Source organism: Pseudooceanicola onchidii (assembly GCF_004959925.1).
GTDB classification, from domain to species: Bacteria; Pseudomonadota; Alphaproteobacteria; order Rhodobacterales; family Rhodobacteraceae; genus Pseudooceanicola; species Pseudooceanicola onchidii.
In genome coordinates this window covers 1-22,043 of the sequence record NZ_SPUW01000003.1, presented here as the reverse complement: position 1 = coordinate 22,043, position 22,043 = coordinate 1, and the positions used below count along the sequence as shown (strand labels likewise).

The 22,043-nt window shown below is 65.3% G+C and carries 22 protein-coding genes and 1 tRNA gene; 12 read left to right on the top strand and 11 right to left on the bottom strand.

The window, feature by feature from the left end; all coding sequences use genetic code 11:
- Positions 1-6 precede the first annotated feature (6 nt).
- Entirely contained in the window at positions 7-2,316 is a 2,310-nt protein-coding gene (locus E4S58_RS12975) for a DNA topoisomerase IV subunit A (RefSeq protein WP_136636873.1), read from the bottom strand.
- Between the two features lie 151 nt (positions 2,317-2,467).
- Between E4S58_RS12975 and E4S58_RS12970 the strand changes: the two genes are divergently transcribed.
- The 4 genes from E4S58_RS12970 to E4S58_RS12955 all read left to right on the top strand — a co-directional run bounded on the left by E4S58_RS12970 (position 2,468) and on the right by E4S58_RS12955 (position 4,725).
- Positions 2,468-3,034: an SH3 domain-containing protein gene (locus tag E4S58_RS12970; RefSeq protein WP_136636872.1), complete on the top strand. Its 567-nt coding sequence runs from the start codon at positions 2,468-2,470 to the stop codon at positions 3,032-3,034.
- A 15-nt stretch (positions 3,035-3,049) separates the two neighbouring features.
- Positions 3,050-3,880, top strand: a complete 831-nt coding sequence (locus E4S58_RS12965; protein ID WP_136636871.1) for an SDR family NAD(P)-dependent oxidoreductase — start codon at positions 3,050-3,052, stop codon at positions 3,878-3,880.
- A 73-nt stretch (positions 3,881-3,953) separates the two neighbouring features.
- Positions 3,954-4,151 (top strand): twin transmembrane helix small protein, encoded by a 198-nt coding sequence (locus E4S58_RS12960; protein WP_136636870.1) that lies wholly within the window; start codon positions 3,954-3,956, stop codon positions 4,149-4,151.
- A gap of 1 nt (position 4,152) precedes the next feature.
- The gene (locus E4S58_RS12955) at positions 4,153-4,725 is read left to right on the top strand and encodes a cob(I)yrinic acid a,c-diamide adenosyltransferase (protein WP_136636869.1); all 573 of its coding nucleotides are present in this window, start codon (positions 4,153-4,155) and stop codon (positions 4,723-4,725) included.
- Here the strand turns inward: E4S58_RS12955 and E4S58_RS12950 are convergent.
- The 3 genes from E4S58_RS12950 to E4S58_RS12940 all read right to left on the bottom strand — a co-directional run bounded on the left by E4S58_RS12950 (position 4,722) and on the right by E4S58_RS12940 (position 7,308).
- Complete coding sequence (locus E4S58_RS12950; protein WP_169052671.1) at positions 4,722-5,675, bottom strand: GGDEF domain-containing protein; 954 nt, start codon at positions 5,673-5,675, stop codon at positions 4,722-4,724. The genes E4S58_RS12955 and E4S58_RS12950 overlap by 4 nt on opposite strands.
- Positions 5,653-6,171, bottom strand: a complete 519-nt coding sequence (locus E4S58_RS12945) for a methanogen output domain 1-containing protein (RefSeq protein ID WP_136636867.1) — start codon at positions 6,169-6,171, stop codon at positions 5,653-5,655. Before E4S58_RS12945 ends, E4S58_RS12950 begins: the two co-directional genes overlap by 23 nt.
- A gap of 150 nt (positions 6,172-6,321) precedes the next feature.
- Entirely contained in the window at positions 6,322-7,308 is a 987-nt protein-coding gene (locus E4S58_RS12940; protein ID WP_136636866.1) for a 2-hydroxyacid dehydrogenase, read from the bottom strand.
- Positions 7,309-7,416: 108 nt separating this feature from the next.
- On the opposite strand from E4S58_RS12940, the gene E4S58_RS12935 reads away from it, so the two are divergent.
- The 4 genes from E4S58_RS12935 to E4S58_RS12920 all read left to right on the top strand — a co-directional run bounded on the left by E4S58_RS12935 (position 7,417) and on the right by E4S58_RS12920 (position 10,216).
- Complete coding sequence (locus E4S58_RS12935) at positions 7,417-8,058, top strand: SH3 domain-containing protein (protein ID WP_420821282.1); 642 nt, start codon at positions 7,417-7,419, stop codon at positions 8,056-8,058.
- A gap of 57 nt (positions 8,059-8,115) precedes the next feature.
- Positions 8,116-9,453, top strand: coding sequence for a mechanosensitive ion channel family protein (locus tag E4S58_RS12930; RefSeq protein ID WP_136636865.1), 1,338 nt, complete (start codon positions 8,116-8,118; stop codon positions 9,451-9,453).
- A gap of 85 nt (positions 9,454-9,538) precedes the next feature.
- Positions 9,539-9,613, top strand: a tRNA-Gln gene (locus tag E4S58_RS12925).
- Between the two features lie 207 nt (positions 9,614-9,820).
- Complete coding sequence (locus E4S58_RS12920; protein ID WP_136636864.1) at positions 9,821-10,216, top strand: (R)-mandelonitrile lyase; 396 nt, start codon at positions 9,821-9,823, stop codon at positions 10,214-10,216.
- Positions 10,217-10,280: 64 nt separating this feature from the next.
- Here E4S58_RS12920 and E4S58_RS12915 read toward each other — a convergent pair whose 3' ends face one another.
- From E4S58_RS12915 to E4S58_RS12890, 6 genes are all read right to left on the bottom strand, one after another.
- Positions 10,281-12,158, bottom strand: coding sequence for a bifunctional sugar phosphate isomerase/epimerase/4-hydroxyphenylpyruvate dioxygenase family protein (locus E4S58_RS12915; RefSeq protein ID WP_136636863.1), 1,878 nt, complete (start codon positions 12,156-12,158; stop codon positions 10,281-10,283).
- Positions 12,155-13,000, bottom strand: coding sequence for a shikimate dehydrogenase family protein (locus E4S58_RS12910; protein WP_136636862.1), 846 nt, complete (start codon positions 12,998-13,000; stop codon positions 12,155-12,157). The genes E4S58_RS12915 and E4S58_RS12910 overlap by 4 nt, the downstream gene beginning before the upstream one ends.
- The gene (locus E4S58_RS12905; RefSeq protein WP_136636861.1) at positions 12,997-14,514 is read right to left on the bottom strand and encodes a tripartite tricarboxylate transporter permease; all 1,518 of its coding nucleotides are present in this window, start codon (positions 14,512-14,514) and stop codon (positions 12,997-12,999) included. The genes E4S58_RS12910 and E4S58_RS12905 overlap by 4 nt, the downstream gene beginning before the upstream one ends.
- A complete protein-coding gene (locus E4S58_RS12900; RefSeq protein WP_136636860.1) occupies positions 14,514-15,083 on the bottom strand; it encodes a tripartite tricarboxylate transporter TctB family protein in 570 nt (189 codons plus the stop codon). The genes E4S58_RS12905 and E4S58_RS12900 overlap by 1 nt, the downstream gene beginning before the upstream one ends.
- Before the next feature lie 109 nt (positions 15,084-15,192).
- Positions 15,193-16,191: a Bug family tripartite tricarboxylate transporter substrate binding protein gene (locus tag E4S58_RS12895; protein WP_136636859.1), complete on the bottom strand. Its 999-nt coding sequence runs from the start codon at positions 16,189-16,191 to the stop codon at positions 15,193-15,195.
- A gap of 132 nt (positions 16,192-16,323) precedes the next feature.
- On the bottom strand, positions 16,324-17,232 hold the full coding sequence (locus E4S58_RS12890) for a LysR family transcriptional regulator (protein ID WP_136636858.1): 909 nt from the start codon (positions 17,230-17,232) through the stop codon (positions 16,324-16,326).
- A 112-nt stretch (positions 17,233-17,344) separates the two neighbouring features.
- Here E4S58_RS12890 and E4S58_RS12885 point away from each other — a divergent pair, with 112 nt between their 5' ends.
- Both E4S58_RS12885 and E4S58_RS12880 read left to right on the top strand, forming a co-directional pair.
- Positions 17,345-19,036: an FAD-dependent oxidoreductase gene (locus E4S58_RS12885; protein WP_136636857.1), complete on the top strand. Its 1,692-nt coding sequence runs from the start codon at positions 17,345-17,347 to the stop codon at positions 19,034-19,036.
- Positions 19,033-19,842, top strand: coding sequence for a sugar phosphate isomerase/epimerase family protein (locus E4S58_RS12880; RefSeq protein ID WP_136636856.1), 810 nt, complete (start codon positions 19,033-19,035; stop codon positions 19,840-19,842). Before E4S58_RS12885 ends, E4S58_RS12880 begins: the two co-directional genes overlap by 4 nt.
- A 22-nt stretch (positions 19,843-19,864) precedes the next feature.
- Here E4S58_RS12880 and E4S58_RS12875 read toward each other — a convergent pair whose 3' ends face one another.
- Positions 19,865-20,353, bottom strand: coding sequence for a winged helix-turn-helix transcriptional regulator (locus tag E4S58_RS12875; protein WP_136636855.1), 489 nt, complete (start codon positions 20,351-20,353; stop codon positions 19,865-19,867).
- A gap of 169 nt (positions 20,354-20,522) precedes the next feature.
- Here E4S58_RS12875 and E4S58_RS12870 point away from each other — a divergent pair, with 169 nt between their 5' ends.
- Positions 20,523-21,128 carry a 2-hydroxychromene-2-carboxylate isomerase gene (locus E4S58_RS12870; RefSeq protein ID WP_136636854.1) on the top strand — a complete coding sequence of 202 codons (606 nt, stop codon included), beginning with the start codon at positions 20,523-20,525 and terminating at the stop codon, positions 21,126-21,128.
- Positions 21,129-21,153: 25 nt separating this feature from the next.
- Complete coding sequence (locus tag E4S58_RS12865) at positions 21,154-21,873, top strand: SDR family NAD(P)-dependent oxidoreductase (RefSeq protein WP_136636853.1); 720 nt, start codon at positions 21,154-21,156, stop codon at positions 21,871-21,873.
- The last annotated feature ends 170 nt before the right edge of the window (positions 21,874-22,043 follow it).

Genomic DNA, 22,043 nt, shown 5'->3' with positions numbered 1-22,043 from the left:
CCCTGATCAGGTGAACTTGTTGTCACGCGGGAACCCGCGCGGCGCCATGCGCCCCGCCGTGGCGCGCTTGGCAAGCCATTCGGCCAGATCGGGCTCCGTACGGGTGCGACCCGCCGGATCAAGCCAGGACAGGCCGTTCGACAAGGTGATGGTCGTGACATCGGACAGACCGCCATCCTTGTACTTCTGCAACCGAACGCCCTTGCCACGGTTCATTTCCGGCAATTCGTCCATCGGGAAAACCAGCAACTTGCGATTTTCCCCGACAACCACGACAGCATCCCCGTCAACCCGCTTGCAGACCAGGGCCGTGACGCCATCCTTGACGTTCAGAACCTGTTTGCCGCTGCGGGTCTGGGCCAGAACCTCGTCTTCCGGCACGACGAAGCCGTCGCCCGCGCTGGACGCGACCAGCAACCTGCCCCCCGGCTTGTGGATAAGGATATCGACGATATCGGCCTCGTTCGGCAGATCGACCATAAGACGCAGCGGCTCGCCCATCCCGCGCCCGCCGGGCAAGTTCGCGGCGGACATGGTGTAGAACCGGCCGTTGGTCCCGAAGACCAGCAGGCGATCCGTCGTTTCAGCATGGAAGGCAAACCGTCCTTCGTCGCCGTCCTTGAACTTGAACTGCTGGGTCAGATCGACGTGGCCCTTCATGCCGCGCACCCAGCCCATCTTCGAACAGACCACGGTGATCGGTTCGCGTTCGATCATCGCCTCGAGAGGAACGTCCTCGACCTCGCCCGCCTCTTCGATCAGCGTGCGCCGCGCGCCGCCTTCCGACTTGGCGCCAAAGGTCTTGCGGACCTCGCGGATCTGGTCGGCGACCGTGGACCACTGCCGGTCTTCGCTGTCCAGAAGATCCTCCAGCCCCGCGCGTTCCTCCATCAGGGCGTCGCGTTCGCGGATCAGCTCCAGCTCTTCCAGGCGGCGCAAGCTGCGCAGACGCATGTTGAGGATCGCTTCGGCCTGAACCTCTGTCAGCTCGCCTTCCGCGTCCAGCCCGATCGGCGAGATGTAAGAGGCCTCGTCCGTCGCGCGCCCCCGCTTGACCGACCAGTCCTCGGCCATCAGCGCGGCCTTGGGGTCGTCATCGTAGCGGATGATGTCGATCACGCGGTCGAGGTTGAGGAAGGCGATGATGAAGCCTTCCAGCACTTCGAGCCGGTGGTCGATCTTTTCCATCCGGTGCGTGGACCGGCGGATCAGCACGTCCCGGCGATGATCAAGGAAGGCGCGCAGCACCTCTTTCAGAGAACAGACCTTCGGCGTCACACCGTCGATCAACACGTTCATGTTCAGGCTGAACCGCACTTCCAGATCCGAATTCCGGAACAGCATGTTCATCATCACATCCGGGTCCACCGACCGCGACCGGGGTTCGAACACCATGCGGATGTCGTCGGCACTTTCGTCCCGGATGTCGGCAAGGATCGGAATCTTCTTGGTCTGGATCAGGTCGGCGATCCGTTCGATCAGCTTGGACTTCTGAACCTGGTAGGGGATCTCGGTCACGACGACCTGCCACTGGCCACGGCCCAGGTCCTCGACCTCCCACTTCGCGCGCAGGCGGAAGGATCCGCGCCCGGTGCGATAGGCCTCGGCCACGTTCTCGCGCGGCTCGACCATGATGCCACCGGTTGGGAAATCCGGGCCGGGCACGAAGTTCAGCAGCGTCTCGTCCCGCGCGTCGGGCGTCTTGATCAGGTGCAGCGCGGCATTGCACAGCTCGTCAATATTGTGCGGCGGGATGTTCGTCGCCATACCGACCGCGATGCCCGACGACCCATTGGCCAAAAGGTTGGGAATTGCTGCGGGAAGCACGACAGGTTCGGACAATGTGCCGTCGTAATTGTCGCGAAAGTCCACGGCATTTTCCGCCAGACCTTCCATCATCGCCTCGGCGATGGCAGTCAGACGTGCTTCGGTATACCGGCTCGCCGCAGGGTTGTCCCCGTCAATGTTGCCAAAGTTGCCCTGTCCGTCGACCAGCGGATAGCGCACGTTGAAATCCTGCGCCAGGCGCGCCATCGCGTCATAGATCGCCTGGTCGCCGTGCGGGTGAAAGTTGCCCATCACGTCGCCCGAGATCTTGGACGATTTCCGGAACCGCCCGCCCGCCGTCAGCCGCAACTCGCGCATCGCATAAAGGATACGCCGGTGCACCGGCTTCAACCCGTCGCGCGCATCCGGCAGCGCCCGATGCATGATCGTCGACAGCGCATAGGTCAGATACCGGTCACCAATCGCCCGAGAGAGCGGCTCGGTCGTCTCATTGCCATCCATGTTGGGGTCGTCAATCACGTCGGTCATAGATGATGTGTACCTTGCAGGCCTGCGACCGTAAAGATGACAGTTTCCATGGACCGGAATTCCATACTCTGCCCGTCAACCGAATCGTTTTATAAGGGAACCAATTGGTTACCCGAGTGTTTACCCGACACCCCTGACAACGGATCGGACGATGTACAAGTTTATTTTCCTGACCTTCGCATTTCTCGCATGGGCGCTTTACGAGATGAGCGGCGGCGCGAATTTCCAGCCCAACCGCCCCGTAGCTGAAGCCGCGCCCGCCGAACCCGTCGTCACGACGGCCTCCGCAGATGCGAAAGCAGCCACACGCGCCACCGATCCGCGCCCCGAACCCGCCGCCGAGGTTACCCGCGCCGCCTACACCGCCCCCAGCTATGACCTTCGCGCTCCCGCAGAAGCTGAGCTGGCAGCGGTCGACCCTTCTGTCCTTGCGTCATTCTCCAACGTCCTGAAACGGGACGAAGAAACCGCCACCGTCATCCCCGCCGCCGTGCAACCCGAAGTGGTCGAGGCCGTCGCCGACATGCGTGCCGTGACCGGCAATCGCGTGAACATGCGCAATGGCCCCGGCACGGCCTACTCCATCGTCAGCCGTCTAGAGCGCGGCGATGAGGTGGAAGTGCTGGCCGAGCCCGGCAATGGCTGGCTCAAGCTGCGCGTGTCCGACTCGGGCCGTATTGGCTGGATGGCCGATTTCCTGGTCAGCTCGGCGGATTAAGGCTAAAGACCCCGCGTGACGAAAAAATCGATCCTGATTACCGGATGTTCATCCGGCATCGGCCATCATGCCGCGCATGGGCTTCGGGATCGCGGCTGGCGCGTGTTTGCGACCTGCCGCAGGGATGAAGACGTCGCGCGCCTGCAAGGCGAAGGTTTCGACAGTTTCCGCCTCGACTACACAGACAGCGCCAGCGTGAATGCCGCCTTTGACTCGGTGATTGAGTCAACCGGTGGAACGCTGGATGCCCTCTTCAACAACGGCGCGATCGCCCTTCCCGGCGCAAACGAAGACATCCCGCGCGACGGGCTTCGGCTGGTTTTCGAGACCAACCTGTTTGGCCCACACGAGCTGACCCGGCGTGCAATCCGCGTGATGCGCCGTCAGGGGCACGGGCGGATCGTCAATTGCTCGTCGGTGTTGGGCTTTGTCGCGGCCCCTTGGCGGTCGTCATACATCGCGTCGAAATTTGCGCTCGAAGGGCTGACGGATACGCTGCGGATCGAGATGCGCGACACGCCGATCGACGTCGTGCTGATCCAGCCGGGCCCGATCGCATCGGACTTTCGCCGTAACAGCGCGACCTATTTCGAAAAATTCGTGGATTGGGAACAGTCAGCCCGGGCCGAGCAGTATCGAGCGTCCCTTCTGAAACGGCTTTACGACGCGAAGGGGCGGGACCGGTTCGAGCTCACACCAGAGGCCACGACGCAGGCGCTGATCCGCGCCTTGGAAGATCCGAGGCCACGCGCGCGCTACCGCGTGACGACGCCAACCAAGGCGATGACGGTGGCGCGCCGCCTGTTGCCCACGCGGGCCATGGACTGGATCCTGTCGCGCGCCTGAGCCCTGCGCGCTTATGGCGGGTTCGCTTTTCCGCGCCATCCCGCTACATCTGGGGAAACGCCGGGAGGTTCCCATGATCAATGATCCGCTTTTCATCATCGTCGCCATCGCCGTCGCGGTCGTCGCGGGCATTCTGCTGTACGGGATCGGCGGCTTCGCCGTCGGGTCGGACGGCAAGCGCGCCAACAAGGTCATGCAGGCCCGCATCATCGCCCAGTTCATCGCCGTGGCCCTGATCCTGCTGTTCGTCTTCATCCGGGGGGGCAACTGACATGGTCGTCCTCTCCAAGATTTATACGCGGACGGGCGACGCGGGTGACACGGCCCTTGGGGACGGCACGCGTGTGCCCAAACCTTCGCTTCGGGTCGAGGCCTACGGCACCTCGGACGAAACCAACGCCACGATCGGCCTTGCTAGGCTGCACGCCGAGGGCGACATGGACGCGGCCCTGTCTCGCATTCAGAACGACCTGTTCGATCTGGGCGCGGACCTGTGCCGCCCTGACATGGACGCGGACGACACTGCCGAATACCCGCCGCTGCGGATGATCGCCTCTCAGGTCGATCGGCTGGAGGCCGAGATCGACGCGATGAACGCCGCCTTGACGCCGTTGCGCAGTTTCGTCCTGCCGGGCGGGTCGCCGCTGGCCGCCCATCTGCATCTGTGCCGGACCGTTTCGCGCCGGGCCGAGAGGCTTGCCGTCGCGCTGATGACCGAGGAAGGCTGCAATCCCGTGGCGGTCAAATACCTCAACCGGTTGTCGGACTGGTTCTTTGTCGCCAGTCGCATCGCAAATGACGACGGCGCCGCAGACGTGCTTTGGGTCCCGGGCGCCAACCGTTAGGCCAGTCGGCGCGGCGACTTGGCCGCGGATTTGTCGGCGTACATGCGTGCGTCCGCCCGACGCAGCAGGTCATCAAGTGCCAGTTCTTCCTCGGGGAAGCTGGCCGTGCCGATCGCCGGCGTGATCTTGAGCACGACAGGGGTCTGTCCCAGCTTGCGCGAGACGGGAATGCGGCGGGACATGGCGACCCGCAACCGTTCGACCACCTTTTCCAGTTCGTCCGGCGGACAGCCCGGCAGGTAGATTGCAAATTCGTCGCCGCCCATGCGCCCGGCAATGTCGCCGCTTCGGATCGTCGTCCGCAGAGCCTGGCCGATATCCTTCAGCACCTCATCCCCCGCCGCGTGACCGAGCGTGTCGTTGACCATCTTGAAGCCGTTGAGGTCGGCGTAGACCAGCGCGCCGACCTTTTCGCCCTCCATGGCCGCACTGACGCGATCCCGGAAGCCCGTCGCGTTGAACAGGCCGGTCAGCCGGTCGGACATCGAAAGCAGGCGCCAGTGGTTCGCTTCGGCCTTCAGCCGCGCCTGTTCGGACAGGCGATCGGTCTGGTCCGTGCGGGGTGGCAGGTCGCTTTCTTGCGCGGTGACGAACTTGGCCACGATCGCCTGACGGCCGTCTTCACGCACCAGCACATAGGATTGACTGCGATCTTCGGATCGCACGGCGATGCAGGCGACACCTGCCTTGCGCCCCGACGGCAGACGCAGGGAATGGAGGCTTGGGCTGGTGGACCCGAGGGCGTCCTGCACGATGTCCTCGGGGATGGCATCCAGGGGCGGCGGCGCACCTGGCCCCAATTCGCGCGGCAGCCCCTTGTAGTAGCTGTCGTTGGCAAACAGCACCCGTCCCGTGTCGTCCGCCAGAAGGGCGACCCCGGGAAGATGGGCAATGATCGCGATCGCGCCCCGGGCAAAGTCAGGCAGATCAGCCGAAGAACTCTTGTCCATCTCCGTCATCTTCCCATTCGAGATTTACTTTCACCAGACAGCGCCCGTGGCCCCGCGCCAGCGATTCAACGACATTGACCCGGGCATAGCCCGTCGCATCGGCCGCCACCCGTCCGAAGACATTCGTCGTCATCATGCACAGCGATGGCCGCCCGTTCACTTCGGACGCGAAGGGACAGTGCGAATTCGTGAAGGTGAGCTTCGAACCGTCGACCGACTCCACCTCGAACGTGCCACCGATCGAGGCCTTGAACGACTTGAGGTGTTCGGCGACCTCTTCGGGCGTTGCCTTGCCCTGGCACGGCAGGCGCGCGGCGGCAGACTGGCCCATGCGGCGGCCGACCATGCCGATGAAGGTTTCCGCATCGTTCAGGCCGACGACCTGTTCGATCGTCTCGGACAGCGTACCGACGAGGGTGTTGAGAAAATCTTCCCGGCCCCATTCGGGTTCCGAGGCGCGGGGCGGCGGGGCGTCGAATTTCGACAGGTCAGTCAAACGACCACCTCCTGGTCAGTGGTGCCGCCGCACCACGCGACGGGTCAGTCACCGACCAAGTTCTGCCGAAATCCCAAATAAACGATTAATCGCACCCATACAAAAGTACAGCGTCGATTTTGCAGTTTTGTGAAATCGCCCCGAACCGCGTCACAGCATGGCGGGGAAGACCTGATCCGGTGGCCGATGCCCGTCGGCGAACGTCTTGATATTGATGATGACTTTTTCGCCCATCTCGGCCCGACCTTCCCGCGTGGCCGATCCCATGTGCGGCAAGAGCACGACGTTCGACAGCCCCTTCAGTTCGGTCCCCGACCCGCCTTCGTGATCGAAGACATCCAGGCCCGCGCCGGCAAGGTCACCCGATTTCAGCATCCGCGCCAGCGCGTTTTCGTCGATCACCTCCCCGCGGGAGGTATTGACGATCACGGCCTCGGGTTTCATCAGCTTGAGCCGCCGCGCGTTCAGCAGATGGAAGGTCGAGGGCGTGTGCGGGCAGTTCACCGTCAGCACGTCCATGCGCGACACCATCTGGTCCAGGCTTTCCCAATAGGTCGCGCCCAGGTCCTTTTCGGTCTCTTCGCGCAGGCGGCGACGGTTGTGGTAATGCACCTGCATACCAAAGGCATTGGCGCGCCGCGCCACGGCCTGACCGATACGCCCCATGCCGAGGATCCCCAGGCGACGCCCGGCGATCCGGCCGCCCAGCATCATGTTCGGGCTCCAGCCTTCGAACCCGGCGCCCTGCATCATCGACAGACCTTCGGGGATGCGGCGGGTGACCGACAGGATCAGCGCCATGGTCATGTCGGCGGTGTCGTCGGTGACAACGTCAGGCGTGTTCGACACCAGGATCCCGCGTTCGCGGCATGTCGCGACGTCGATATGATCAACACCTGCGCCGTAGTTCGCGATCAGGCGCAGGTTCGGACCCGCCTGCGCCAGCAGCCCGGTGTCGATCCGGTCGCGCAGATTGGGCACCAGGACATCCGCGGTCCGCATCGCCTCCATCAGTTCGGCCCGCGTCATGGGGCGGTCATCCGGCCCCAGGGTGACGTCGAACAGCTCCGCCATGCGGTCCTCGACCCGCTTGGGCAGGCGTCGCGTAACGACAACACTCAGACGTCGAGTTGACATTCAGGGCCTCCTCCGGCTTCCAACGGCTTCAGGTTACGGGCAAAGTGGCCCAAAGAAACCGGAGGCACAAGAACCGCCGGCGCGTTTGGGGCAAATTCGGGCAGGGCCATGTTGCAGAAATGGTTGAGCGCACTGGCGCTTTCACTGGTTATCACGGGTTCACTGGGTGTGATGGGCGGCACGGCCCTGGCGCAGGGCGACACGCCCACCGACACCATCGCCACGACCGAGGCGCCCGCCGCGCCGAACACGGTCGATCTGGCCGCGATGAGCCCGCCCGCAGAGATCCCTCAGCAGACCCAGGCCGAAGCGGAAGAGCCGCGCGTCGGCCCGATCACCCGCCTGCCCCTGCCCCGCTATGTGTCGATGAAGGCCACAAAGGGCAACGTCCGCCGCGGACCAAGCGTCACGCACCGCATCGACTGGGTCTTCATGCGCCGCAACATGCCGCTGCAGATCGTCGCTGAATTCGGCCATTGGCGCCGCGTCGTCGACCAGGAGGGGGCCGGCGGCTGGATCCACCATTCGCTTCTGTCCGGGGTCCGCACGGTTCTGGTGCAGAAGGACATGCTGGATCTGCATGTCCGCCCGAACGAAAAAAGCCCCGTCGCGGCCCAGCTGGAAATCGGCGTGATCGCCCGGCTGCACCAGTGCACTCTGGATTGGTGCCGGGTCTCGGTCGCGGGCTACAAGGGCTGGTCGCCGAAATCCGCACTTTGGGGGGTCGAGGCCGACGAGGTAAGGGATTGATCCCGCAGACATGACGGGTAGGATCAGGCCATTCCTTGATCTGATTTCGGCCTGCAAATGCTTCGTATCCTGCCTGTTCTCTGCCTGACGGCGCTATGCCTGATCCCGGCAACCCTGACCTCGGCGCAGACCTCGGACCAGCCGACCGGCACGATTTCGGTCGCCGACAGCGCGCAACAGGACGCCGCCATCGCCACCCGCATCCGCGCCATCCTGGCCGAGCTTGAGGGCTACGAGGATGTCACCGTCACCGTGTCGTCGGGCATCGTCACCCTGCGCGGCACCACCATCGACGCCAGCGCCGCGACCGAGCTGAACGACCTGGCCACGCGGGTCGAAGGCGTGGTGGCAATCCGCAACCAGGTGACCGAGACCACCGATGTGGCCCGAAGGCTCAACCCCGCGCTCGAGCGGTTCGAGAAACGCGCCACCGATTTCGTCGCCTGGCTGCCGCTGCTGGCCATCGCCTTTACCGCCTTCCTCGTCGTGGTCTTCATCGGCGCGCTGATCACCCGGATGCGCCAGCCCTGGGACCGGATCGCGCCCAATGCCTTCATCGCCGACATCCTGCGCACCGTGGTGCGGCTGGCCTTCGGGATTGCGGGCATTGTCGTGGCACTGGATATCCTTGGCGCCACGGCGCTTCTGTCCACCATCCTGGGCGCCGCGGGGATCATCGGCCTCGCCATCGGTTTCGCCGTGAAGGACACGGTCGAGAATTTCATCGCCTCGGTCATGCTGTCGATCCGCCAGCCCTTCCGCCCCAATGACGCGGTCGAGATCAACGGAGACGAGGGCAAGGTGATCCGCCTGACCTCGCGCGCGACGATCCTGCTCAGCTACGACGGCAACCACATCCGCATCCCGAATTCGACCGTCTTCAAAAGCCGGATCGTCAACTATTCGATCAACGACGAACGCCGGTTCCTGTTCGACATCGGCATCGCGCCCGACAGCGACATGGCCGCTGCGACGCAGATCGCGAAAGAGACCCTGACCGCCCTGCCCTTCGTGCTGCAGGCCCCGGCCCCGAACGCCTGGATCGACGGCATCGGCGACAGCACCGTCACCCTGCGCCTGATCGGATGGATCGACCAGCGCCACACCTCGCTTCAGGCCGCCCGAGGAGAGGCGATCCGTCTCTGCATGGCCGCCCTGACCGAGGCCGGGGTGCAGATGCCCGAACCCACCTACCGCCTGGTCGGCGCCGGTGGCGAAGGCCTTGGCCAGGCCCCCGAACGCCCCGCCCCCGCCACGCCCGCGCCGGTCGCGGACCCCGAGCAGGTGCAGGACGTGCAGGCCCATGCCGAACACGAACTCGAGGCCATCGTGGACGAGGAACGCCGCACCCGCGAGCAGGAAGATCTCCTCACCACCGACGCCCGGACAGAGTGACCCCGGGCCTTCTGTCCTTTGATGCGTTTTTTGCCGGATTTGGGCTTGAACCCATCCGGCGACCAGAGTAATCAGCGCGTCACGTTGGGGTGTAGCCAAGCGGTAAGGCAGCGGTTTTTGGTACCGTGTACCGTAGGTTCGAATCCTACCACCCCAGCCACTTTCTTCAGTCTTGATCCGCAGATCTCCGCGCCACCATCTGGACGCGCCCAATGACGTGCCCATCGGCACGCCAAGCCCTCGGCCGCTGCACCGTCGTCACTATCGTGCGACCCTGCCTCTGTGCACATGCGGGATCGCCTTTGACCGGCGCCCTGCAATCTTCGACATTGGCACCCAGATCACAGACCCACGGAAGGACCACCCCATGCAGATCATTCGCAGCGGCAGCACCCCGTCAGGACCCGGGCCCGAGGACTATTTTACCGGGACCGTGCGCCTTGACCCGCTGTTCCAGATGCCCGCCCCGGGCCGCACCAGCGGCGCGCATGTGACGTTCGAGCCGGGCGCGCGCACGGCATGGCACACCCATCCGGCAGGACAGACGATCATCATCACCTTCGGACGCGGGCGCGTCCAGCGCGACGGCGGCCCGGTCGAGGAGGTCTCGGCCGGCGACGTGGTGATCTTTCCGGCCGGTCAAAGGCATTGGCATGGCGCGGCGCCCGACACGGCGATGTCCCACATCGCGATCCAGGAAAACCTGGGCGACGGGGCCGTCACGTGGCTCGAAAAGGTCAGCGACGCCGACTACAACGGCTGACGCAAGCCGCCCGGTCCAGCCGGGCGGCGCACGCATTGCCCCCGCGCGGGGGAACCGCCCTGCCCTATTCGACGGGGATGCCCTTTGTCCGGCCCAGCCGCTTCTGCGCGGCGATGCGGAACGGGGCGTTCGGCGCGCCGTAGCCCTGATAGCCGGTCCGCTGAACGATCTCGAAGAAGAAACCGTTCGGCGCAGGGCGGCTGTAAAGCTGGTAGAAGGCCCCGTCCTCGTCGACGTCATACAGGATCTGGTGCTGTTTCATGCGCGCCAGGTCCTCGGCCGGCAGGTCGAACCGCGATACCAGGTCGTCATAGTAGTTGTCGGGGATCGGCAGGGCGGCGAACCCCTTTTCGGCCAGCGCATCGGCGGTGGCGAAGATGTCGTCGGTGGTCAGCGCAATATGCTGCACCGGCGCGCCGAAACTGTCGGCCAGGAAGGACCCGGCCAGCGTGCGGTGCGTTTCGGCGCCGTTCAGGGTGATCCGGAACGCCCCGGTATCGGCACCAAGCGCCTGTGACCGGACCAGCCCGTCGGGATCGACAACGTCCACCATCGGCGCCTTGGTCATGCCGAACAGCGACCCGTAGAACAGCGACCAGCTGAGCATTTCGTCATAGGTCATGGTCTGCGCGACGTGATCGACCGTGGTCAGGCCCGCACCGGCGGGGCCTGCGCGCGTCGCGCCGAATTCGGCCTGCCAGACGTCCGCGTGGCTGTCGTCGAGGAAATGCAGCACGCTGCCCCCCAGACCCCGGATGGCGGGGATATCCAGCTGACCGACACTGGGCGCCTGCGCGAAGGGCTTTGAGCCCAGAGCCGCCGCACGGGCCATAGTGTCAGCCGCCGAGGACACCATGAGCCCCACATCGCAGACCGAGGTGCCGTGCATGTTATAGGCCGACCCGGCGAAATCGGAGGTTTCCTCGTTCACGACGAACCGGATGTCGCCCTGTTGCCAAAGCGAGACCGCCTTGGACACGTGCCGCCCGGTTTCGGCAAAGCCGAGCGCGGTCAGCTGCGCCTTGAGCGCATCCCCCTCGGCCCCGCGCGTGGCGAATTCGACAAAGGCGGTGCCCTCGATCGACTGGCGGGACGGGATTGCCGGCAGGTCGATGCCTACGGCCGGTTCGGCGCGGCGCACATCGTCCATCAGCGCGATCAGCGACCGATAGCCGTCACGCGCCACGGCCCGGGCGCTGCCGCCCCGGAACTGGTCGTTGAAGATTTCCAGGCTGACCGGCCCGGTATAGCCCGCAGCCATCACCGCCCGCATGAAATCGGTCACCGGCAGGTCGCCTTCGCCCGGCATGTTCCGGAAGTGACGCGACCAGTACAGCAGGTCCATGTCGATCTTCGGGGCATCGGCCAGCTGGACAAAGAAGATCCGGTCGCCGGGAATGCGGCGGATGGTTTCGGGGTCCAGGCCCCGGCCAAGCGTATGGAAGCTGTCGAGGATCACGCCGACGTTCGGGTGATCGGCCCGGCGCACGATTTCCCAGGCGTCGCGATGATCGTTGACATAGCGCCCCCAGGCCAGCGCCTCGTATCCGATGCGAAGCCCGCGCGCCGCGGCACGCTCGCCCAGCTCTCTCAGATCATCGGCCGCGCGGTCGATGCCGCCCAGAGCCTTGGCGTGGACCGAGGAACAGACAAGAACCAGCTCCGCACCCAGTTGCTGCATCAGGTCGAACTTGCGCTCAGCCCGGTCGAAGGCCTTGGCACGGTACGGATCCGGCAGTCCTTCAAAGTCGCGGAAGGGTTGGAACAGGCTGACCTCAAGCCCCTTGTCGCGGATCCGGTTGCCCACGTCGCGCGCGCTGCCGGTGTCGGTGATGAAATCCTGTTCAAAGATCTCGATCCCGTCGAACCCGGCCTCGGCGATGGCATCCAGTTTTTCCGTCAACGTCCCCGAGATCGAGACTGTGGCGATTGCGGTTTTCATGCGGTTTCGACCTCTTGTTGCAAGCTGTGGCGAAGCGCGCCTTCGTTCACCCCGGTGCCGGAGAACAGCGACCACGCATGCACGCCTTGATGAAAAAATAGCTCCCACCCCGAGATGATCGACAGCCCTGCGGCCCCCGCATCCTGCAGGAACTGCGTGTCGACCGGGGTGTAGACGGCGTCGAAGGCCCACTCGGCCCCCGCCATCGCCGCCGGATCCAGCGGCGTGCCCTCGTGGCCGACCATGCCGACGGGGGTGCAGTTGATCAGGCCTGCGCTGCCCTCGGCCGCCTTTTCGGCGCTGATCCAGATCGAGATATCCATGTCGGGCGCCACGGCCTGAAGCGCCTCGGCCAGCTTTTCCGCCTTGGCGAGGTCGCGGTCGACCAGCCGAAGACAGCGCGTGCCCAGCCCGGCCAACCCGAAGGCCACCGCCTTGCCCACCCCGCCGGTGCCGATCATCAGCACCGGTCCGGTCGACTTTTCAGCCCGGACGGCGCGGTAGCCCGCCATGAACCCCGAATGGTCGGTGTTGAACCCCTTGGGCCCGTCGGCGTGGAAGATCACCGTGTTCACGGCCCCGATGGCCCGCACCAGCGGATCGTCGACCTGCACCCGTGCAGCGGCACGTTCCTTGTACGGATAGGTGATGTTGATGCCGTCGAAACCCGCATCGATGCAGTGATCGAAGACGCCGTCGAAGTCCCGCTCCATAAGCTTGGGCACCAGCCGGTCATAGCTGACCTCGAGGCCGCATTGCGCACCTGCCAGGCGGTGCAGGACGTTGGCGCGGGACCGGGCGATGTTGTCGCCGATCAGCCCCAGTTTCAGCTGGCGGGTCATTGCTTGACCTCCTTGCGTGCCGGGAAGAGACGGGCCTTGGCGCGGGTCCAGATGGGCGTCTGGCTGACGAAGATCAGGATCACCGCGATGAACAGCACCGTCGACAAGGGGCTTGAGAAGAGCCCTCCGAAGAAGCGCCCCAGGTCCTCGCGTTCGGAAATGATCGCGCGGCGCCAGTTGTCATCCAGCAGGCGCGACAGGATCACGCCAAGGATCACCGGCCCGAGAGGATAGCCGTAGTGCCGCATGAAATAGCCGAAGAAGCCGAAGCCCAGCATCCAGTAGACATCCGTCAGCGAATTGTTGACTGCATAGGCGCCGACGATGGACAGCAGCATGATCAACGGGATCAGGACGGCGCGCGGCATCTCGACGATCTTGGTAAAGAGCTTGATGCCGGTCAGGCCGAAGATCAGCATGAAGACATTGGCCATGACCAGCGCGCCGACGATGAACCAGAACATGTCGGGCTGATCGACCATCAGCATCGGCCCGGGGTTCAGCCCGTGGATGAACAGCGCACCGATCATGATCGCGGTCACCGCGTCACCGGGAATGCCAAGGGTCATCATCGGAATGAAGGCGCCCCCAACGGCGGCGTTGTTCGCCGTCTCGGGCGCGACAAGGCCCTCCATGGCGCCGTCACCGAAGTCACGCTCGGGGTTCTTGGTCACCCGCTTGGCGTGGTCATAGGCCATCAGCGCGGCGATATCCCCGCCCGTGCCGGGCAGCGCGCCGATCACCACCCCGATCGAGGACGTCTGGATCGACAGCGGCAGGTGCTTCTTCACCGTGGCGAGCGAGGGCACGATGCGGCTGATCTTCTGCCGGACGGCATCCTTGTCGACGTGGTGCAGCTGCATCAGCGCCTCGGACACGCCGAACATGCCGATCATGACGGCGATGAAGGAAATCCCGCCCTGCATCAGCGGGATGTCGAAAGTGAAGCGTTCGGTGAAGGTCAGCGGGTCGCGGCCCACGGCGCCGATGGCGATCCCCAGGGCGCCCGCGAAGATGCCCTTGACCAGGCTGCCTTCTGACAGCGACCCGACCAGAAGGATGCCCAGCACCGCCAGCAGCATGTAGTCGCGCGGCTGGAACTTCAGCGCGAAGTCCGACACGAAGGGCGCGGCCACGGCCAGCACCCCGATGCCGATGAACCCGCCGATGAAGGACATCACGGTCGTCACGCCGATGGCGGTCCCCGCCTCTCCGCGCTTGGCAAGCGGATAGCCGTCCAGCGCCGTGGCGATCGCCGAAGGCGCACCGGGAATGTTCAGAAGGATCGCCGTGCGCGACCCGCCATAGACCCCGCCCATGTAGATGCCGATCATCAGCGAAATCGCCGGGTAGACATCCCATGAGAAGGTGAAGGAGATCAGGATCGACACGGCCATGGTCACCGACAGGCCGGGAATGGCCCCGACGTAGACACCGGCAAAGGTGCCAAGACCGACCAGCAACAGCAGTTCGGGCTGGGTGAAGACGGTCAGGAAAGCAAGGATCGCGTCCATCAGTTTGCCCCCGAAAGAAGGTTGCGGAACAGTTGGATGAATTCCGCCTCGGGCACGATCCCCGACGGCATCAGCACGGTGAAGACGATGCGGAAGATCACCCAGATCAGGATCAGGCTGCCTAGCGACACGGCCAGCGTCCAGGCCCAGCCGCGCCGCGCCAGCAGCTTGATCGCGACGATCAGGAAAAGCGCCGAGGTCGGCAGAAACCCAAGCGAATTCAGCGCGACGCCATAGGCCACCAGCATCAGGGCAAGGATCACGACGGTGACAGGCAGGATGTCCTTGCGAACCGTCTCACCGGCCACCTTGGGCAGGCGCATGTCCTTGACGAAGATCACGATTGCCGACACCGCCATGACCAGCGTCGTGGCCAGCGGAATGGCCCGGGGCGACGACAGGCCGTTCGGGCCGAAGGCGTTTTCGATGCCCCAGGCGTCCCAGACCAGAAACAGGCTGGCCAGGGCCAGGAAGGCGCAGAAGACCAGTTCGCCGGGGCGCCGCTGCTTCTCGTACCCGCCGGGCGTGGCGTCGGACGTGCCGTCGTGATGATCCGTTTCGATGTTCATGGGTTTCCCTCCCCCGCCCGCCGGATGGCGGAAATGAAAGGCGCCGCACTCCGGGTTCGAAGTGCGGCGCCGACGTGCTCAGGTGGCGTCAGGCGCCGTTCGGTCCGGGTTACGGACGGGCGATGCCGAAGTCTTCGGGCGACGCCTTGGTCAGACCTGCATCCTGCAGCAGCCAGGTGGTGCCCTGCTGCCACTTGGACAGGAACGCCTCGGCTTCGGCCCCGGAGATCCCCATCATCGAGAAGCCGCGGTTGTCCATCAGCTCCTTGAACTCGGGATTCTCGGACCCCTTGGCATAGGCATCCGCCAGCTTGGCGACGACGTCATCCGGCGTCCCCTTGGCCACGAAGACACCGAAGAACGGGCCCCAGGGCAGGTAGGTGTTGTAGGCGTCGTTGAAGTCGGTGACCGGCGGAACCTCGGGCAGCTTGTCGTTGGCCGCCACATCGAAGATCGCCAGCGGCTTCATGTTGCCGGCACGGATGCCTTCGATCGCGGCGCCGAGAACGGCAGGCATGACGTCGATGGCGCCACCCTGCAGCGCGGTCAGCGCCGGGCCGTCACCATCGTAAGGCACGGAAATCACGTCCATCTCGCCTTCGACGGTGTTGATCATCGCGGTCACGACCGACGGCAGACCACCGGGGCCGGTGGCGCCCACGCGCAACTCACCGGGGTTTTCCTTGATGTAGGCCATCATGCCTGCGTAATCGTCGAACGGCGCATCGGGGTTGGCCACCAGGATGGGCGTGCCGCGCGCCAGGATGCTGACCGGGATGAAATCGCCATAGTCCTTGTCGCCAAGGCCCATGACCTTGTAGAGCAGCGGGTTTTCCGCGCCCATCAGCAGGGTGTAGCCGTCGGCCGCCTGGCCTGCGACGTGGTTCAACGCAATGGCACCGACGCCGCCGGTCATGTTCTGCATCACGACCGAACCGCCAAGCGCCTCTTCGGCATGGGGCGTCACGGACCGCATCACCGTATCGGTCGACCCGCCGGCCCCCCACTGGATGATGCCCTGAATTTCCTTGGACGGATAATCGGCCGCGCCTGCAGCCGATGCCCCGAGGACAAGCGCCGACACGGCGCCAAGTACGAAACGCTTCATGAGGTTCCTCCCGTTGTCAAAGTGAACGCGATCCTCCTCGCGTTCGATGACATGGTGATGCGCGATCCGATCCATTAACGTCAAATACGATTATTGCCACATCATTAACCTGAAGTTATTCCGAGGCGCCGGTCAGGACCAGTTCCTGCCGGCCTCCATGATCTCCTTGCGGAACTGCTGAATGCTGAATTCTGCGAAGTTTGACAGGACCCTGTCCTTCTTCGTCACCACGTAGATGTCGATGAAGGTCTCTTCCACGATCGGTCTGCGCACGATGCCCGGCAGGTACACTTCGGCCACCGAAAATTCGTCGATCAGCGCCACGCCCAGCCCGTGCCGCACCAGGCTGACGATGGTTTGCGCGAATCTGCCCCGCATGGTGTGACGGATATCAAGGCCCGCCTCGCGGAATGGGCGCGAGATGATGCGGCCATAGGGATCGGACGGATCGATGCCCACCACGTCTTCCTTCGCCAGATCATGCACCGACACGACGGCCTGATCGGCCAGCGGATGGCCTTCGGGCAGGATCGCCACGACACGCCCCTGGGCCAGCTTGTCGCTCTGGATGCCGGGGTTGTGGATGGCCGAGCTCATGATGACGAACTCGCCGCGTTCCAGCAGCAGGTAATCCGCCGTCTCTTCGATCTTGAGGATGTTCAGGTCGATATAGAGGTCAGGATACCGCGCCCGGATGCTGCGCAGGGCGCGCGCCGCGATGAACTGCGCGACCGATGGCGCCGAGGCGAAGGACAGCTGAACCTCTTCGCCCTTCTGGAGGGAATCCAGCGCGGATTGCAGGTTCTCGACGCCCTTGTAGACCTCTCGGATCTGGTCAAAGACCTTCCCGGCCTCGACCGAGGGCACGAACAATCCGGCGCGCCGTTCGAACAGCCTGACCCCCAGGGTCTCCTCCGTGTGCTTCACGAGGCGGGAGATGCCGGGCGCCGAAACCCCCAGCAATTCAGCCGCGCCGCTGATCGTGCCGCGCAACATGACGGCCCGGATCACTTCGACCTGCCTTAACGTGATTTCGCGCATCGCACCCTCCTGCCCTGGATCGATTTAACATCAGGTTACGCTAAGCCGCAAACAAGCATTTGACGTTATCCCGGTGCAGCGGAACAACAAAGTCGGGAACGGAGGATCCGGCATGGCAGAGCAACCGACAGACTGGGACGACGACTGCGATCTGCTGGTGGCGGGATCCGGGGCGGCCGGGCTGACCGCCGCACTGGCCGCCGCACGGCAGGGGCTGAAGGTGATCCTGTGCGAAAAGGCCCATGTCCTTGGCGGCACGACCGCCTGGTCCGGCGGCTGGATCTGGGCCCCCTGCAACCCTGTCGCGCGTCGCCATGGCTTTGACGAAGACACCAGCGGTCCGCGCCGGTACCTGGAGGCCGTTCAGGGCAACACCTTCAACGCCGAGCTTGTCGAGGCCTTCCTGTCGACCGCGCCCGAGATGATCGGGTTTCTGGAAGACGCCGGGCTGACCTTCGAATGTGGCGCGGGCATTCCGGACACCTACGGGCACCTGCCCGGGGCCGGAACCGGCGGCCGGTCGGTGATCGCCGCCCCCTTCGACGGGCGCGCCCTCGGGCCCGAGATCGACCGCCTGCGCCGACCGATGCGCGAAACCTCGTTCATCGGCATGACGATCCAGGCGGGCGCGGACCTGCGCGCCTTCATGACGGCCACCCGATCGCCGCGCGCCGCCCTGCACGTGGCGACACGCCTGGGGCGACACCTGTGGTCGCTGGCCCGTCATCGCCGCGGGATGGATCTGCGCAATGGCAACGCATTGGTCGCCCGCCTGATGCAGGCCGCGCTGGCCGCCAAGGTCGATCTTCGAACGGACGCCGCCATCACGGCGCTTGAACTGCACGACGGCCGGATCATCAGCGCGACGGTCAACGGCAGCCGGCGCATCCGCGCGGCGCGGGGCGTGGTTCTGGCCTGCGGTGGCTATCCCCACGACCCGGCCCGGCGCGATGCGACCTTCCCGAGGGCCCGGGATCATCGCACCCTTGCCGTGGACAGTGCGGCCGGCGACGGCCTGCGCCTTGGCGAAACCGCCGGGGGACGGCAGGCCACCACCCTGGCAGCCCCCGGCGCATGGTGCCCCGTCTCGTCCGTCACCTGGCCCGATGGCACGACAGGCACCTTCCCGCATATCATCGACCGCGGCAAACCCGGCGTCATCGGCGTGCGCCGCACCGGCGCCCGCTTTTGCAACGAAGGCCTTGGCTACCACGACTATGTTCAGGCGATGATCGAGGCCACGCCGCAGGACGAGCCGGTGCAAAGCTGGCTGGTCTGCGACCACAGGTTCATCCGCCGATATGGCCTTGGCATCGTCCGGCCCGCGCCGATGCCCCTTAGCCGCTGGATCACCTCTGGCTACCTGACGCGCGCGGCGACGATCCCCGAACTGGCCCGCGCCTGTGGCATCGACCCCGAGGGCCTGTCGCAGACGGTCGCCACCTTCAACAGCGGCGCGGCCCGGGGCGAGGATCCCGAATTCGGGCGCGGCACCACGCCCTACATGCGGTTGCAGGGCGATCCCACAGTCACCCCGAACCCCTGCCTCGCCCCGATCGCCACCGGGCCCTTCTATGCCGTCCGTGTCATCCCCGGCAGCTTCGGCACCTTCGCCGGGTTGCAGACCGACGGCGCAGCCCGTGTTGTGGACAAGGACGCCCGGCCGATCCCCGGGCTCTATGCCGCCGGCACCGATATGGCGAGCGTCATGGGCGGGCACTATCCGGCCGGTGGCATCAACTTGGGCCCCGCGCTGACCTTCGGCTATATCGCCGGGCGCCACGCGGCCCGGGGCGCGGCATGACCCGGTCTTTGTCCCTGGCCCATCTGACGGCCATCGACCTGCCGCCCCCGGACCTGATCCAAGCGGCCGCCGAGGCAGGCTTCGACGCCGTCGGCCTGCGGCTTATCCGGGTGACCGACATCAGCCCCGGCTATCCCCTGATGGAGGACCCCGGCTTGATGCGCGCCACGACCGCCGCCCTGCGGGACACGGGGCTGCGCGTCCACGACATCGAGTTCGTCAAGATAGACCCCCATACCGATGTCGCGGCGCTTGACCGGTTTCTCGATGCGGGGGCCACGCTTGGCGCGCGCGAGGTCATCACCGCCCCCTACGACCCCGACCTGTCCCGCCTGACCGACACGCTGGCGGCCCTGACCGAACACGCCAACGCCAGGGGCCTGGGCACGGTGCTGGAGTTCTTCCCCTGGACGGTGGTGCCAACACTGGACGCGGCACTTGGCATCGCGGCCGCAGCCGGACCGACCGTCGGCGTTCTGCCGGACAGCCTGCATTTCGACCGATCCGACAGCGACCTGAGCACCTTGTCACGGCTGACACCCGACCGGCTGCGTTTTGCACATCTGTGCGACGCGCCGGTGCACCCGCCTTACACGACCGACGATCTGCTGCACGCCGGCCGCGCCGAACGCCTGCCGCCGGGCGACGGGGGCATCGACCTGAAGGCCTATCTGGCCGCCCTGCCCCCGGACCTTCCCCTGGCGCTTGAAGTCCCGATGACCCGGCTGACCGCAATCGAGGGGCCACGCGCGGTCATCCGGCACGTCATGACCGCAACCCGGCGGTTTCTGGCGAGTGCTGCTTAGCCCGCCTGCCACCCCTCCAACCTCAGCCCTCGGCCTCGTCCGGTGGCATATGCCGGTCCGCCGCATGACCCGGGCCGCGGATCACCTCGACATCATGCGGGCGCACGGGCTCACCGCATTCAGAACAGCTCAGCACCGGGTCGAACAGCGCGCCGCAGGTCTTGTGCCGATGCAGGATCGGGCGCCCGGCCTCTCCGGCCATGTGCACATCGCCCCAATGCACGATCGACAGGATCACGGGATGCAGATCCAACCCTCTGCGGGTCAGCCTGTATTCATGCCGCGGCGGCCGGTCCTGGTAGGCGACCTTGTCCAGCACGCCGGCCTCGGTCAACTGTCTGAGCCGGTCCGACAGGATACCCCGCGTCACCCCGAGACGACGCTGGAAATCATCGAACCGCCGCACCCCGAGAAAGCAGTCACGCAAGACCATCAGCGTCCAGCGGTCGCCGATCACCGACAAGGTGCGCGCCATCGAACAGCTTTGCTCTGCCAGCTCATCCCACTTCATCCGACGCCTCCGTCACAGATCGCCCTCCGGGTTTAGCGTTGACGCGGACCCATGTCAAAAGTACGTTCGATTTCAGAACTGACTCGTGATTGACAACGGGCCGGTCAGGACATGGGGCCGACACCCGTCACCCGCGGCCTTCTGATCCACCCCGGGGGAGGAGACCCGCATGACCAGAACAGTGGACTTCCACTTCGACTTCGGCAGCCCGAACGCCTATCTGGCGCACAAGGTCCTGCCGGGGATCGCCGAACGGCACGACGCGACCGTCACCTACGTGCCCGTGCTTCTGGGTGGTGTCTTTCGCGCCACCGGCAACCGGTCCCCGGCCGAAGCCTTCGCGGGCATCAAGAACCGGCTGGAATACGAAGCCATAGAACGTGACCGCTTCATCAGACGCCACGGGCTGAACCGGTTCAGCTGGAACCCGCATTTCCCCGTGAACACCCTGCGCCTGATGCGCGGCGCCGTGGCGGCCCGCCACAGGGATGTCTTCGCGCCCTATGTCGACACGGTCTTCACCGCCATGTGGGAAGATCAGGTGAACATGGGTGATCCGGAGGCCGCCCGCGCGACGCTGTCGGCCGCCGGCCTGGATGCCGACACCCTGATGCAGGACGCCGAAAGCCAGCCCATCAAGGATGAGCTGCTGGATCTGACCACCCGTGCCGTGGAACAAGGCGATTTCGGATCCCCCACCTTCCACATCGAGGGCGAGATCTACTTCGGCAAGGACCGCCTGCGCGACGTCGAAGACCACCTCGCCCGGCTCTGACACCACGCCACGGAAAGGAAAACCCATGGAAAACCGAAACAGGACCGTGGCCGTTGTCGGCGCGGGCGATTTCATCGGCGCCGAAATCTGCAAGGCCTTCGCGGCCGAAGGCTTCACCATCTTCGCCGGACGTCGAAACGGCGACAAGCTTGCCCCCTTGGTGGCAGAGATCGAGGCCGCAGGCGGCACGATCCACGCCCGGTCGCTGGACGCACGCAAGGAGGACGAGGTCGTGCAGTTCATGGCCGAAGCCGAGGCCACGGCCCCGCTTGAGGTCTGTATCTTCAACATCGGCGCCAACGTGAACTTTCCCTACGTCGAGACCACCGAACGGGTCTTTCGCAAGGTCTGGGAAATGGCCTGCTACGCCGGCTTCCTGACCGGGCGCGAAGCCGCAAAGGCCATGTTGCCAAGGAACGAGGGCTGCATCTTCTTCACCGGCGCCACGGCCGGCCTGCGCGGCGGAAAGGGCTTTGCGGCCTTCGCCAGCGCCAAGTTCGGCCTGCGCGCCATGGCCGAATCCGCAGCACGGGAACTCATGCCCCAGGGTATCCACGTCGCGCATCTGGTCATCGATTCCGGCGTCGACACGGCCTGGGTCCGCGAACGCATGGCCGAATCCGGTCGCGACCGCGTCCTCATGCGCCCTGCCTCGGTTGCTCAAACCTACATCCAGCTCTGGAAGCAACCGAAGGACGCCTGGACCTTCGAGACGCAGATCCGGCCGAGTGTTGAAGCCTGGTGAGCTGCCAAAGGTCGGCGCCCTGCCCCTCAGGGCGGCCTCCGGTCTTTTTCTGCGCAACAGGTTTGGCGACAGCCCCCCCCCAAACGCCGAACGCCCCGGCCTTTGGGGCGCGGGGCGTTCGGTGTTGGTTGCGGGAGTAGGATTTGAACCTACGACCTTCAGGTTATGAG

Excerpts from the sequence above, each read along its gene's own strand:
- E4S58_RS12880 (WP_136636856.1), top strand. The coding sequence starts at position 19,033 with ATGACCCGGTCTTTGTCCCTGGCCCATCTGACGGCCATCGACCTGCCG.
- E4S58_RS12885 (WP_136636857.1), top strand. The coding sequence starts at position 17,345 with ATGGCAGAGCAACCGACAGACTGGGACGACGACTGCGATCTGCTGGTG.
- E4S58_RS12930 (WP_136636865.1), top strand. The coding sequence starts at position 8,116 with ATGCTTCGTATCCTGCCTGTTCTCTGCCTGACGGCGCTATGCCTGATC.
- E4S58_RS12870 (WP_136636854.1), top strand. The coding sequence starts at position 20,523 with ATGACCAGAACAGTGGACTTCCACTTCGACTTCGGCAGCCCGAACGCC.
- E4S58_RS12960 (WP_136636870.1), top strand. The coding sequence starts at position 3,954 with ATGATCAATGATCCGCTTTTCATCATCGTCGCCATCGCCGTCGCGGTC.
- E4S58_RS12920 (WP_136636864.1), top strand. The coding sequence starts at position 9,821 with ATGCAGATCATTCGCAGCGGCAGCACCCCGTCAGGACCCGGGCCCGAG.
- E4S58_RS12970 (WP_136636872.1), top strand. The coding sequence starts at position 2,468 with ATGTACAAGTTTATTTTCCTGACCTTCGCATTTCTCGCATGGGCGCTT.
- E4S58_RS12865 (WP_136636853.1), top strand. The coding sequence starts at position 21,154 with ATGGAAAACCGAAACAGGACCGTGGCCGTTGTCGGCGCGGGCGATTTC.
- E4S58_RS12975 (WP_136636873.1), bottom strand. The coding sequence starts at position 2,316 with ATGACCGACGTGATTGACGACCCCAACATGGATGGCAATGAGACGACC.
- E4S58_RS12890 (WP_136636858.1), bottom strand. The coding sequence starts at position 17,232 with ATGCGCGAAATCACGTTAAGGCAGGTCGAAGTGATCCGGGCCGTCATG.
- E4S58_RS12875 (WP_136636855.1), bottom strand. The coding sequence starts at position 20,353 with ATGAAGTGGGATGAGCTGGCAGAGCAAAGCTGTTCGATGGCGCGCACC.
- E4S58_RS12900 (WP_136636860.1), bottom strand. The coding sequence starts at position 15,083 with ATGAACATCGAAACGGATCATCACGACGGCACGTCCGACGCCACGCCC.
- E4S58_RS12950 (WP_169052671.1), bottom strand. The coding sequence starts at position 5,675 with ATGGACAAGAGTTCTTCGGCTGATCTGCCTGACTTTGCCCGGGGCGCG.
- E4S58_RS12940 (WP_136636866.1), bottom strand. The coding sequence starts at position 7,308 with ATGTCAACTCGACGTCTGAGTGTTGTCGTTACGCGACGCCTGCCCAAG.
- E4S58_RS12915 (WP_136636863.1), bottom strand. The coding sequence starts at position 12,158 with ATGAAAACCGCAATCGCCACAGTCTCGATCTCGGGGACGTTGACGGAA.
- E4S58_RS12905 (WP_136636861.1), bottom strand. The coding sequence starts at position 14,514 with ATGGACGCGATCCTTGCTTTCCTGACCGTCTTCACCCAGCCCGAACTG.
- E4S58_RS12910 (WP_136636862.1), bottom strand. The coding sequence starts at position 13,000 with ATGACCCGCCAGCTGAAACTGGGGCTGATCGGCGACAACATCGCCCGG.
- E4S58_RS12935 (WP_420821282.1), top strand. The coding sequence starts at position 7,417 with ATGTTGCAGAAATGGTTGAGCGCACTGGCGCTTTCACTGGTTATCACG.
- E4S58_RS12895 (WP_136636859.1), bottom strand. The coding sequence starts at position 16,191 with ATGAAGCGTTTCGTACTTGGCGCCGTGTCGGCGCTTGTCCTCGGGGCA.
- E4S58_RS12955 (WP_136636869.1), top strand. The coding sequence starts at position 4,153 with ATGGTCGTCCTCTCCAAGATTTATACGCGGACGGGCGACGCGGGTGAC.